Origin of the sequence: Frigoribacterium sp. PhB118 (assembly GCF_003751725.1) — a bacterium.
Classification (GTDB): domain Bacteria; phylum Actinomycetota; class Actinomycetes; order Actinomycetales; family Microbacteriaceae; genus Frigoribacterium.
The window spans coordinates 255990-268341 of the sequence record NZ_RKID01000004.1; the positions used below are offsets into that span (position 1 = coordinate 255990).

General features: G+C 70.5%; 9 protein-coding genes. 7 read left to right on the forward strand and 2 right to left on the reverse strand.

The annotated features are described in order from the left end of the window. The first annotated feature begins 3 nt into the window (after positions 1-3). The 6 genes from hrpA to EDF21_RS12960 all read left to right on the forward strand — a co-directional run bounded on the left by hrpA (position 4) and on the right by EDF21_RS12960 (position 10108). Positions 4-3897, forward strand: coding sequence for an ATP-dependent RNA helicase HrpA (gene hrpA / locus EDF21_RS12935; protein WP_123571631.1), 3894 nt, complete (start codon positions 4-6; stop codon positions 3895-3897). A gap of 26 nt (positions 3898-3923) precedes the next feature. Further along, positions 3924-4973 carry a LacI family DNA-binding transcriptional regulator gene (locus EDF21_RS12940; protein ID WP_123571632.1) on the forward strand — a complete coding sequence of 350 codons (1050 nt, stop codon included), beginning with the start codon at positions 3924-3926 and terminating at the stop codon, positions 4971-4973. A 134-nt stretch (positions 4974-5107) separates the two neighbouring features. Next, entirely contained in the window at positions 5108-6493 is a 1386-nt protein-coding gene (locus EDF21_RS12945; RefSeq protein ID WP_123571746.1) for an extracellular solute-binding protein, read from the forward strand. 226 nt (positions 6494-6719) lie between these two features. Next, positions 6720-7577, forward strand: coding sequence for a carbohydrate ABC transporter permease (locus tag EDF21_RS12950; protein ID WP_043593482.1), 858 nt, complete (start codon positions 6720-6722; stop codon positions 7575-7577). Next, positions 7574-8485 (forward strand): carbohydrate ABC transporter permease, encoded by a 912-nt coding sequence (locus tag EDF21_RS12955; protein WP_056048933.1) that lies wholly within the window; start codon positions 7574-7576, stop codon positions 8483-8485. Before EDF21_RS12950 ends, EDF21_RS12955 begins: the two co-directional genes overlap by 4 nt. An 87-nt stretch (positions 8486-8572) precedes the next feature. Then, a complete protein-coding gene (locus EDF21_RS12960) occupies positions 8573-10108 on the forward strand; it encodes an alpha-N-arabinofuranosidase (RefSeq protein ID WP_123571634.1) in 1536 nt (511 codons plus the stop codon). 82 nt (positions 10109-10190) lie between these two features. Here the strand turns inward: EDF21_RS12960 and EDF21_RS12965 are convergent, their stop codons facing one another. Then, positions 10191-10619: a hypothetical protein gene (locus EDF21_RS12965; protein WP_056048939.1), complete on the reverse strand. Its 429-nt coding sequence runs from the start codon at positions 10617-10619 to the stop codon at positions 10191-10193. Between the two features lie 32 nt (positions 10620-10651). Next, a complete protein-coding gene (gene msuE / locus EDF21_RS12970; RefSeq protein WP_123571635.1) occupies positions 10652-11368 on the reverse strand; it encodes an FMN reductase in 717 nt (238 codons plus the stop codon). A 72-nt stretch (positions 11369-11440) separates the two neighbouring features. Here msuE and EDF21_RS12975 point away from each other — a divergent pair, with 72 nt between their 5' ends. Next, positions 11441-12235: a class I SAM-dependent methyltransferase gene (locus EDF21_RS12975; protein WP_123571636.1), complete on the forward strand. Its 795-nt coding sequence runs from the start codon at positions 11441-11443 to the stop codon at positions 12233-12235. The last annotated feature ends 117 nt before the right edge of the window (positions 12236-12352 follow it).

The following is a 12352-nucleotide window of genomic DNA, read 5'->3' on the forward strand; positions in this document are numbered from 1 at the left end:
CTCATGATCCCCACCATCACGTATCCCGCCGAGCTGCCGGTCAGCCAGAGGCGCGACGACATCGCCGCGGCGATCCGTGACAACCAGGTCGTCATCGTCGCGGGCGCCACCGGTTCGGGCAAGACGACCCAGCTGCCCAAGATCTGCCTCGAGCTCGGCCGGACCAAGATCGGCCACACCCAGCCGCGCCGCATCGCGGCCCGCACCATCAGCGAGCGCATCGCCGAAGAACTCGGCGACGAGGTCGGCGGCGTGGTCGGCTACCAGGTGCGGTTCACCGACAAGGTCGGTGCCGACACGCAGATCAAGCTGATGACCGACGGCATCCTGCTGAACGAGATCCACTTCGACCGCGAGCTCGAGCGCTACGACACGATCATCATCGACGAGGCCCACGAGCGCAGCCTGACCATCGACTTCCTGCTCGGGTACCTCAAGCAGCTGTTGCCCCGCCGCCCCGACCTCAAGCTCATCATCACGAGCGCCACGATCGATCCCGAGTCGTTCTCGAAGCACTTCGGCGACGCGCCCATCGTCGAGGTCTCGGGTCGCACCTACCCGGTCGAGGTCCGCTACCGACCGCTCGTGGCCGACGACACCACGAGCGACGACGACGGCGACCTCGACGACGACGACCGCCCCGCGGGTCGCCAGGGCGACCGTCAGGAGGCGCGGGCCGGCGACCGCAGGCAGCGCGCCGACGACAAGGACTACCTGCAGGGCATCAACGAGGCCCTCGACGAGCTCGCCCGCGAGTCGAGCGGCGACGTCCTCGTCTTCCTCAGCGGAGAGAACGAGATCCGTGACGCCGAGGAGAGCATCCGCGGCCGCAACCTGCCGTTCACCGAGGTGCTGCCGCTGTACGGCCGGTTGAGCGCCGCCGACCAGCACCGGGTCTTCCAGCCCAGCACGACCGCGGGCACCCGGCGCCGCATCGTCCTCGCGACCAACGTCGCCGAGACCAGCCTCACCGTGCCCGGCATCAAGTACGTGATCGACGCCGGCACGGCCCGCATCAGCCGCTACTCGACCCGGGCCAAGGTGCAGCGCCTGCCGATCGAGGCCATCTCGCAGGCGAGCGCCAACCAGCGGTCGGGCCGCTCCGGTCGCACGAGCAGCGGCATCGCGATCCGCCTCTACAGCGAGACCGACTTCGAGAAGCGTCCCGAGTTCACCGAGCCCGAGATCCTGAGGACCAACCTCGCCGCGGTCATCCTGCAGATGATCTCCCTGAACCTCGGCGACATCGCCGCCTTCCCCTTCCTCCAGCCGCCCGACTCGCGCGGCATCAAGGACGGACTCGACCTGCTGCGCGAGCTCGGCGCCGTCACCCAGGGCGGCCAGATCACCCGGGTCGGCAAGCAGCTCACGCGACTGCCGATCGATCCGCGCCTCGCCCGCATGGTGGTCGAGTCCAAGACGCAGGGCACGACGCGCGAGGTGCTCGCCATCGTCTCGGCCCTGAGCATCCAGGACCCCCGCGAGCGGCCCCTCGAGCGGCGTGCCCAGGCCGACGAGAAGCACTCGCGCTTCCGCGACCCCAAGGGCGACTTCCTCACGCTGCTCAACCTGTTCGAGTACCTCGAGGACAAGCAGAAGGAGCTCAGCGGCAACGCCTTCAAGCGTCTGTGCCGCGACGAGTTCCTCAACTACCTGCGCATCCGCGAGTGGCAGGACGTCTACCGCCAGCTCAGCCGCGCGGCCAGGCCCCTCGGGCTGCACATCGGCGAGCGCAGCGCGAACCCCGACGGCGTCCACCGCAGCCTGCTGGCCGGCCTGCTCAGCCAGATCGGCCTGTTCGACCCGCAGAAGAAGGACTTCGTCGGCGCGCGCCAGACGAGGTTCCTGATCTTCCCGGGCAGCAGCCTCGCGAAGAAGCCGCCGGCGGCCGTGATGACCGCCGAACTCGTCGAGACCAGTCGCCTGTTCGCCCGCGTCGCCGGCTCGATCGACCCGGCGTGGGCCGAACCGCTGGCGCCCGACCTGGTCAAGCGCAGCTACGGCGAACCCCACTGGGAGAAGAAGCAGGGCGCCGTCGTCGCCTACGAGCGCGTCACGCTCTACGGGGTGCCGATCGTCGAGCGACGACGCATCCAGTTCTCGCGCATCGACCCGGCCTACGCCCGCGAGCTGTTCATCCGGCACGCGCTGGTCGAGGGCGACTGGGAGGGGCACCAGGCCTTCGAGCAGAAGAACCGGCAGCTCATCCGCGAGCTGACCGAGGTCGAAGAGAGGACGCGTCGCCGCGACATCCTGGTCGACGGCGACGCCGCGTTCGAGTTCTTCCAGCGGCGCATCCCGGCCGACGTCGCGAGCATGCGCGACTTCGAGGGCTGGTGGCGCAAGGCCAAGGTCGACACGCCCGACCTGCTCACCATGACCGCCGCCGACCTGCTCGGGGACGACGAACCCGACGTCGACGAACAGGGCTTCCCGAGCACGTGGCAGCAGGGCGATCAGACGTTGACCCTGCGCTACAAGTTCGAGCCGGGGGCCGACGACGACGGCGTGACCGTGATCGTTCCGCTGCCGCTGCTGCCGCGCCTCCGTCCGGTCGGCTTCGACTGGCAGGTGCCGGGGTTGCGCGACGAGCTCGTCACGTCGCTCATCAAGTCGCTGCCGAAGCAGATCCGCAAGAACGTGGTGCCCGCCGCCGACTGGGCGTCTAAGATCACGGACGAGCTGCCCGACGCACCTCCGGCCGACGTCGACGAGCCGTTCACGGCGACCGTGGCCGCGGCGATCAAGAAGCTCACCTACACGCCCGTCTCGACCGACGACTTCGACCTGCACCGCGTGCCCGCGCACCTGCGGGTCACGTACGCCGTGGTCGACGAGCGGGGCCGCACGGTCGGGGCCGACAAAGATCTCGACGCGCTCCAGCACCGGCTGCGCGACGCCACGCGCGACAGCGTCGCGCGCGTCACGCAGGGCGGCGGGCGCGACGAGCGCGGCCGTGGCCGGGGTCGCGGACGAGGAGGCGCGGGGGGCGACGCCACGCCCGTCACGCCTCGCCCCACGAGCTCGATCGAGCGCGAGGGCCTGACGTCGTGGGACTTCGACGAGCTCCCCGCGGTCGTCGACACCCGCCACGGCGACACCGTGATCCGGGCCTACCCGGCGTTGGTCGACCACGGCGACTCGGTCTCGATCACGTTGATGGCGACGCCCGCCGACCAGGCCCTGGCGACGCCGAAGGGCGTGCGGCGCCTGCTGATGCTGGCGACCCCGTCGCCCGTGGCCTACGTGCAGCAACACCTGACGAGCGCCGAGAAGCTCATCCTCGCGACGAGCCCGTACCAGAACACGTCGGCGCTCTTCGCGGACTGTCTCGTGGCCGTCGTCGACGACGTGCTGTTCCGCGTCAAGCCCGACGGCATGGTGATGACGAAGAAGGAGTTCCTCTCGACCCGCGACCGGGTCTCGGGGGCCGTGATGGACCAGATGTTCCAGACCGTCTCGCTCGTCGCCCGCACGCTGACCGCCGCCCGCGACGCCGACAAGGCCCTGAAGGGTGCGACCTCGATGACCCTGCTCGCGGCGCTGACCGACATGCGGCAGCAGCGGGATCGCCTGATCCGTCCGGGCTTCGTGTCGCAGACCGGGCTCCAGCAGTTGCAGCGCGTGCCGGTGTACCTCGTGGGCATCACGAAGCGCACGGCGAAACTGCTCGAGAACCCCGGGCGGGACCGCGTCTGGCTCAGCGAGGTGCAGCAGGCGACCGAGCGGTACGAGGCCGCGGGCGGGACGTTCCCGCCCGCCGACACCGCGCCTCCTGCACTCGTCCGCGCCCGGTGGATGATCGAGGAGTTCCGCCTCAGCCTGTTCGCACAAGACCTGCGGCCGAGCGAGAGCGTCTCGCTGCAACGCATCGTCAAGGTGCTCGCCTCCGCCTGAGCGCCTGCCGCCACTAGCCTGAACGCATGCGCGCGACGGTGAAGGACGTGGCGGCACTCGCCGGGGTGTCGCCGAAGACCGTCTCCAACGTGATCAACGGCGTCGTCTTCGTCCGGCCCGACACCCGCACCCGGGTCGAGAGCGCACTGGCCGAACTCGACTACGTGCCGAACCTCAGCGCGCGTGGCCTGCGCACCGGGCGCACCGGGTCGATCGCCCTGGCGTTCCCCGACCTGAGCACCCCGTACAGCGCCGAGATGACGCACTGGTTCGTCGAGCAGGCGCACGAGCGCGGCTGGTCGATCCAGCTCGAGCAGACCGGTTCGCGGCCCGAGCGCGAGGGCGAGCTGCTCTCGCGCGGCAAGGAGCACCTCGTCGACGGCCTCGTCCTCAACCCGATCACGCTCGACGCCAGCGCCCTGTCGTCCGCCGGCAACGGCTCCGGCACCGGCACCGGCACCGGGGCCACCGACTCGCTGCCGCCCGTCGTCGTCATCGGCGAGGTCGAGCAGACCCTCGTCGACCAGGTGCGGGTCGACAGCGTCGCCGCGGCCCGCGACATGACGGCCCACCTGATCGCCGCCGGACACCGCCGCATCGCCACCCTCGGCGACTCGGCCGGCGAGTTCGACACGGCCACGGCGCGCGCCCGCACCCGTGGCTTCGAGCAGGCCATGGCCGAGGCCGGCCTGCCCCTCGACCACGCGCTGCAGTACTCGTGCCCGGAGTGGACCTCGGCCGACGCCTTCTCGGTCGTCCGGGCGGCCGTCGAGCGCGGCGACCGGCCCGACGCGATCTTCTGCTTCACCGACTCCCTCGCCATCGGCGCCGTCAGCGCGCTGACGTCGGCGGGCCTGCGGGTCCCCGACGACGTCGCGGTCGCCGGTTTCGACGACATCGTCGACGGGAGGTTCTCCGTGCCGCCGCTGACGACCGTCACCTTCGACAAGCGCCTCTTCGTCGACCGCACCCTCGAACTGCTCGCGGCCCGCATCGCCGACCGGCAGGGCGCGGCCGAACTCGTGATCGTCCCCCACGAGATCGTCGTGCGCGCCAGCACCCGCGGCCGCGCCTGACACCACGAGAGGGGCACGACGCCAGAAGAGAGCCTGGCGCTGTGGCCCTGTCCTGATGGTGTGCCGGAAACCTCTTGCGCATCCGTTACAACGATGGAATAGTCGCTCTCGTCACGCATCACGAAGGAGTGAAGATGACCGAGAACCATCGGACGACCCCGGCACCGCGACCGGGCACCACCGCCGGCACCGCCACCCCCCGCGGCCTCAGCCGCCGCAGCATGTTGCTCGGCTCGGCCGCCCTCGTCGGCGGGGCGTTCGTCGCCACGGGCCTCTCGGGCTGTGCGCCCGGGGCGGTCACCGGCTCGGGCACGGACGTCGCGCAGCTGAAGTTCTGGCACCTGCTCAGCGGCGGTGACGGCATCAAGATGTCGGCGCTGATCGACCAGGCCAACGAGCAGAACCCGGGGTTCCACGCGACGCAGACCGTGCTCGCCTGGGGCACCCCGTACTACACGAAGCTCGCCATGGCCTCGGCCGGCGGTCGCGCACCGGACGTCGCGATCATGCACGCCTCGCGCGTGCCCGGCTACGCCCCCGGCGGCCTGCTCGACCCGTGGGACGTCGAGAAGCTCGCGTCGTACGGCGTCCGCGAAGAGGACTTCGCCGAGGCCGTGTGGAAGAAGGGCTTCAACGGCGGCGACCTCTACTCGGTCGCCCTCGACTCGCACCCGTTCATCCTGTTGTACAACACCGACATCGCCGCCCAGGCGGGTGCCCTCGGCCCGGACGGCAAGCTCGTCGAGATCACCAGCCCCGAACAGTTCCTCGAGGTCGCGAACGCCATGCAGCAGGTGACCGGCAAGCACGGCGCCTCGTGGGGCTACCTCAACGACGGCGCACAGCTGTGGCGCATGTTCTACACGTTCTACAAGCAGCAGGGCGCCGACATGGTGCTGAAGGAGGGCGGCACGGTCGAGTACGACGAGCAGGCCGCCGTCACCGCGCTCCAGTTCATGCAGCAGCTCACGGACGGCACGGCGATGGCCACGGCCAGCGACATCCAGTCGGGCATCGCCGAGTTCGTCAGCGGCGAGAGCGGCATGCTCTTCACCGGCGTGTGGGAGGTCCCGAGCGCCGAGAACGCGGGCATCCCGTTCGACGGCAGCATCATCCCGACGCTCTTCGGCACGCCGGCCGTCTACGCCGACTCGCACGCGTTCGTGCTGCCGAGGCAGAGCGAGGTCGACGACGTCAAGCGCGAGGACGTCTACAAGATGGTCTCGACCATCCTGAAGGACTCCATCTCCTGGGCCGCGGCCGGGCACATCCCGGCCTACCTGCCGATCGTCGAGAGCCCCGAGTACGCCGAGCTGCGACCGCAGGCGAACTACGCCGAGGCGGCGGACTACCTGAACTACGACCCGCCCGCCTGGTTCACCGGCTCGGGCTCGGACTTCCAGACGTACTTCCTCGATTCGATCCAGTCCGTGATCCTCGCCAAGGACGACGCGGCCGACGGCATGCGTCGGTTCGTCGCGCGAGTCAACACACAGCTGTCGCGGCCGGCTCCGGTGTGACCGTCGTGCCCTCCCCCACGCCGACACGACACCGCCGCCCCGACCGCCCGACACCGCCCTCCTCCCCCTCCGCACGACCCGACCATCACGACGACGAAGGAGTCGATCTGTGACCTCCACCACGGTCAAGGCCCCCCGGGCCACCGCCGAGCGCACGCGGTCCGACGCCCGCGCGACCGACCGCAGCCGCGCCTCCCGCAAGCGGACCGGCCCCTCCGACAACCGCATCGGCTGGGGCTTCGCCGCTCCGTTCACCGTGCTCTTCGCGGTGTTCCTGGTCTGGCCGCTGCTCCACGGCTTCTACCTGAGCTTCACCGGCCAGAGCCTGACCGGCCAGGGCGGCGAGCTGATCGGCGTCGCCAACTACGCCGAGGCCTTCGCCGACGGCGACATGTGGCGTTCGATGCTCAACACGCTGTGGTTCACGGTGCTCAGCACGATCCCGCTCGTCGTCGTCGCGCTCGTGCTCGCCATCCTCGTCAACACCGGGCTGCCGGGTCAGTGGCTCTGGCGGCTGAGCTTCTTCCTGCCGTACCTGCTCGCCTCGACGGTCGTCTCGCTGTTCTGGATCCAGCTCTACAGCCCCACCCTCGGCCCGATCAACAACGTGCTCGGCACGCTGGGGCTGCCGCAACCCGCCTGGCTGCAGGACCCCGACACCGCCATGATCGCCGTGGTCGCGACCACCGTCTGGTGGACGGTCGGCTTCAACTTCCTGCTGTACCTCGCCGCCCTGCAGAACATCCCCGACCAGCAGTACGAGGCCGCGTCGCTCGACGGCGCCGGACGCTGGCGGTCGCTGCTGTCGATCACCATCCCGCAGCTCGGCCCGACCACGGGCCTGATCGTCATCCTCCAGGTGCTCGCCTCGCTGAAGGTCTTCGACCAGATCTACCAGATGACCACCGGCGGACCGGCGGGAAGCACCCGCTCGGCCGTGCAGTACATCTTCGACACCGGCTTCACCGGCTACCGCTTCGGCTACTCGTCGGCGATCTCGTACATCTTCTTCGCGGTCATCGTCGTCATCTCGATCGCGCAGTTCAGCATCACCGCCCGCAACCGCAAGGGAGCCCAGAAATGACCGCCCCCGCCCTCGCCCCCACGTCCGACCTGCGGGCCCCCACCGCCGGCCGGGGCCGGAAGGGCCACAAGCCCGGCCAGAAGCCGTTCGGCCCCATGGCCGTGATCAGCGTGGCCATCCTGGTCGTGCTCGCCGTCCTCTGGCTGCTGCCGTTCCTGTGGTCGCTCGCCACCTCGTTCAAGAGCGAGACCGACGCCGCGGCGACGCCGCAGACCTGGATCCCGGCCGGCGGCTTCACGCTGGACGCCTACCGCGGGGTGCTCGAACAGGGCAACATCCCGGTGTGGCTGTTCAACAGCCTGTTCACCTCGATCGTCATCACGCTGATCGTCGTGGCCACCTCGGCCCTCGTCGCCTACGCCTTCTCGCGCCTCGACTTCCGCGGCAAGAAGTGGCTGTACGTCGCGACGATCGCGTCGATCATCATCCCGCCGCAGGTGCTGATCGTGCCGCTGTTCTACCAGATGCTCGCCTTCGACATGGTCGACACGTACTGGGGCATCATCCTGCCGCAGGCGATCGCCCCGGCGATGGTGTTCGTGCTGAAGAAGTTCTTCGACCAGGTGCCGATCGAGCTCGAGGACGCCGCCCGCGTCGACGGCGCGGGGCGCATCCGGGTCTTCTTCACGATCTTGCTGCCGCTGTCGCGCCCCATCCTCGGCGCGGTGTCGATCTTCGTGTTCATCGGCGCCTGGAACAACTTCCTGTGGCCGTTCATCGTCACGAACGACGCGTCGCTGCTCACCCTGCCGGTCGGCCTGCAGACCATCGAGAGCGCCTACGGCATCCAGTACGCGCAGAACATGGCCGCCGCGGTCCTCGCCGCCCTGCCGCTCATCCTCGTGTTCCTGTTCTTCCAGCGGCAGATCATCAAGGGCATCTCGACCACCGGGTTCGGAGGTCAGTGATCCGACCGCCCCGGACGCGACCGCCCTGCCGCACCGCGCCTCCTCGTCCCCACCACACGCACGCCGATCCCCTCACCTAGGAGACCCATGTCCACCGCCCGCATCACCGTCGACCGCGAGTTCACCATCGGCCCGGTCCCCCGCCGCCTGTTCGGCTCGTTCGTCGAGCACATGGGCCGCTGCGTCTACACCGGCATCTACGAACCCGGCCACCCCACCGCCGACGAGAACGGCTTCCGCCAGGACGTCCTCGACCTCACCAAGGAGCTCGGCGCCACCGTCATCCGCTACCCCGGCGGCAACTTCGTCTCGGGGTACAACTGGGAGGACGGCGTCGGCCCGGTCGACCAGCGCCCCCGTCGCCTCGACGGCGCCTGGCACACCGTCGAGACCAACGCCTTCGGCCTGCACGAGTTCGTCGCGTGGTCGAAGCTCGCCGGCACCGAGGTGATGGAGGCCGTCAACCTCGGCACCCGGGGCGTCGACGCCGCCCGGGAGCTCGTCGAGTACGCCAACCACCCCGGCGGCACCGCGCTGAGCGACCGCCGCATCGCCAACGGCGCCAAGGACCCCTTCGACATCAAGCTCTGGTGCCTCGGCAACGAGCTCGACGGCCCGTGGCAGATCGGCCACAAGACGGCCACCGAGTACGGCCGCCTCGCCCAGGAGGCCGCCAAGGCCATGAAGTTCGTCGACGACTCGATCGAGCTGGTCGCCGTCGGCAGCTCGGGCCGCGGCATGCCCACCTTCGGCACCTGGGAGCACGAGGTCCTGACGCACGCCTACGACGAGGTCGACTACGTGTCGATGCACGCGTACTACCAGGAGCACGACGGCGACGCGAAGAGCTTCCTCGCGACGGCCGTCGACATGGACGCGTTCATCGAGGAGGTCGTGTCGACGATCGACGGCGTCAAGGCCGCCGGCAAGCACACGAAGCAGGTCGACATCTCGTTCGACGAGTGGAACGTCTGGTACCAGACGGGCCTCGACTCGGACGACCAGCCGCACAACGTGTCGAAGGGCTGGCGCGAGCACCCCCGGCTGATCGAGGACCAGTACAACGTCACCGACGCGGTCGTGGTCGGCACCTTCCTCAACTCGCTGCTGCGTCACGGCGACCGGGTCAAGATCGCCAACCAGGCGCAGCTCGTCAACGTCATCGCGCCGATCCGCAGCGAGGCAGGCGGGCCCGCGTGGCGTCAGTCGATCTTCTGGCCGTTCGCCCGCATGGCCGCGCTCGCCACCGGGCAGATCCTGCGCACCCTCGTCACGAGCGACAAGGTCGACACCGAGAAGTACGGCGACGCCGACCTGGTCGACGTCAGCGCCACCTACGACGAGGAGGCCGGCACGGTCGCGTTCTTCCTCGCCAACCGCGGTCTCGACGAGGCGGCCGACGTCGAGGTCGCCCTGCGCGGCTTCAGCGGCGGACGCGTCACCCGCGCCGAGGTCCTGGCCGTCCCCGAGGGCGGCGACCGCTTCTCGTCCAACACCGAGGGCGCGCAGGACACCGTGGGCCTCGTGCCGCTGACCGGCGTCACGGTCGACGGCGGCACCGCGCGCCTCCGCCTGCCCGCCCTCTCGTGGGCGGTCGTCGAGCTCGAGGTCGGCAAGGCCTGACCCACGGCACGACCGCAGGAGGCGCGGTGCCGGTCACGACCGGCACCGCGCCTCCTGCGTCCGGTCGCGTCGACGCCCGGGATCAGCCGCGGGGCTTGAAGAGGCGGGCGATGCTGTCGCGCACCGACTCCTCGATGGTGTCGGTGAAGCCGTTCGAGAAGCCCAGGGCGTCGGCAGGGGCCGACGCGGCCGTCATCGACTCGACGACGCGCTGACCGTGGTGGGCACGCGCCTCGCGCACCGAGCCGAAGCCGAGGCCGAGGTCGACGGCCGCCTGGGCGAGGAGCGCCTCGCGGGCGTCGTCGGTGCTGGTCTGTGCCTCGGCGAGCGCGAGCACGGACAGGTCGTCCACGCCGTCGTCCACCCATCGGGCCGCGCGCCCCGGCAGCACGCCGGAGGGCAACAGGCCGAGGCGGCGCTGTGCCTCGCTGTCGCGGATCTCGGCGCGGGCGACGGACGGGCCACGGGGAGTCGGGTCGGGGTTCACGACGATCACGATACCGGTGGGCATCCCGGAGCGGCTGCCCCGCCTTCGGGTCGCGCTCAGCTGAACAGGCGCGTCGGGGTCGTGACGTCGAGCTCGCCGGCGCGCGGGTCGTCCCCCGCCAGGTCGTCGCGCGCGTCGCCGTCGTCGAGGGTCTGCTCGATGCGCCCCTTCTCGGCGATGCTCGAGCGGATCAGCGGCAGGCCGCGCTGGATCGCGTGGCGGATGCGCTCCTGCAGCAGAGGGGCCGTGACCGCGTACTTCTCCGCGCCTCCGGTCGCCGTGAAGTCGGTCGTGTGCGCGTAGACGCCCAGCGGCAGGGTGAGGGCCTGGAAGAACCCGAACAGCGGTCGCAACGCATGCTCGATAATCAGCGCGTGGCGCTCGCTGCCCCCCGTCGCGGCGAGCAGCACGGGCACGTCCACGAGCGCGTACTGCTCGACGAAGTCGAACAGGTGCTTGAACAGCCCGGTGAAGGAGGCGCGGTAGACGGGCGAGGCGACGATCAGCAGGTCGGCGGTCTCGATGGCGACCAGCTCGCGCTCGACCCGCTCGTCGAGCTGGTCCCGGGTGAGCGCGCCGGCGAACAGGGGGCCGAGTTCGCTGACCCGGATCACGTGCGCCTCGATCGGCAGGACGTCACCCAGCGCCGTCACGATCTCGTGCACGAGGGCGTCGGTCTTCGACGGCGTGCTGAGGGTGCCGGACACCGCGACGACCCGCAGGGGACGGGTCGGACGCGGGGACGAGGGGGTCGGAGGCAGCGAGGAAGTCATCCCCTCCATGCTGCGCCCGAGGCCGACGTAACAGAGGGTGTGTGACGGATCGTGACGTGCGACAGTGTTCCGGTGACACATCAACCACTCCAGGAGGGGTTCGATCCGGCCGCCCACGGCTTCGACCCCGCACGACCCGATTCCGACCTCGCCGCCTCGTTCGGGCTGGCCGCCGACGTCTACGAGAGGGGTCGCCCGTCGTACCCCCTCGACGCCGTCGACTGGCTGCTGCCCGAGGGCGCCTGTCACGTGGTCGACCTGGGGGCGGGCACGGGCAAGCTCACCCGTCTGCTGCTCGACCGTGCCCCGTCGGTCACGGCCGTCGAGCCCTCGCCGGGCATGCGCGCGACCCTCGAGCAGGTCGTCCCCGGGGCGACGTCGGTCGCCGGGTCGGCCGAGGACATCCCCCTCGGCGACGACTCGGTGGACGCCGTCCTCGTCGCGCAGGCCTGGCACTGGGTCGACCCCGCCCGCGCCGTGCCCGAGATCGCCCGCGTCCTGCGTCCCGGCGGCACCCTCGGCCTCGTCTGGAACATCCGCGACGAGTCCGTGCCGTGGCTGGCGGAGCTCAGCCGGGTGATGCGCCAACCCCGAGAGCGCGACATGGGGTCGGACGCACCGGTCGTCGGTGCGCCGTTCGGCACCGTCGAGCGGTACGACGTCCCCTGGGTGCACGAGCTGGGTCGCGACGAGTTCCTCGCCATGATCGCGTCGCGCAGCTACGTCATCACGCTCTCGCCCGACGACCGCGCGGCCCTGCTGCGCGACGTCGAGCGGCTGCTCGACACGCACCCGGACACCCGCGGCGCCGACCTCATCCGCCTGCCCTACGTGGCGCGGTGCTCGCGGGCCGTCCTGCCCGGCTGAGTCGCGCCTCCTCGGCACCCACCCTGCGAGCCCGCCTCGTCGGCACCCACCCTGCGAGCCCGCCTCGTCGTCCCCGGACGCGGGCGGGCCTGCAGGGCACGGGCAGCACGCACGAAT

What these genes read in the sequence shown, in the direction of transcription:
- EDF21_RS12965 (WP_056048939.1), bottom strand. Translation starts at nt 10,619, where the DNA reads ATGCCCACCGGTATCGTGATCGTCGTGAACCCCGACCCGACTCCCCGT.
- EDF21_RS12945 (WP_123571746.1), top strand. Translation starts at nt 5,108, where the DNA reads ATGACCGAGAACCATCGGACGACCCCGGCACCGCGACCGGGCACCACC.
- msuE (WP_123571635.1), bottom strand. Translation starts at nt 11,368, where the DNA reads ATGACTTCCTCGCTGCCTCCGACCCCCTCGTCCCCGCGTCCGACCCGT.
- EDF21_RS12940 (WP_123571632.1), top strand. Translation starts at nt 3,924, where the DNA reads ATGCGCGCGACGGTGAAGGACGTGGCGGCACTCGCCGGGGTGTCGCCG.
- EDF21_RS12955 (WP_056048933.1), top strand. Translation starts at nt 7,574, where the DNA reads ATGACCGCCCCCGCCCTCGCCCCCACGTCCGACCTGCGGGCCCCCACC.
- EDF21_RS12960 (WP_123571634.1), top strand. Translation starts at nt 8,573, where the DNA reads ATGTCCACCGCCCGCATCACCGTCGACCGCGAGTTCACCATCGGCCCG.
- hrpA (WP_123571631.1), top strand. Translation starts at nt 4, where the DNA reads ATGATCCCCACCATCACGTATCCCGCCGAGCTGCCGGTCAGCCAGAGG.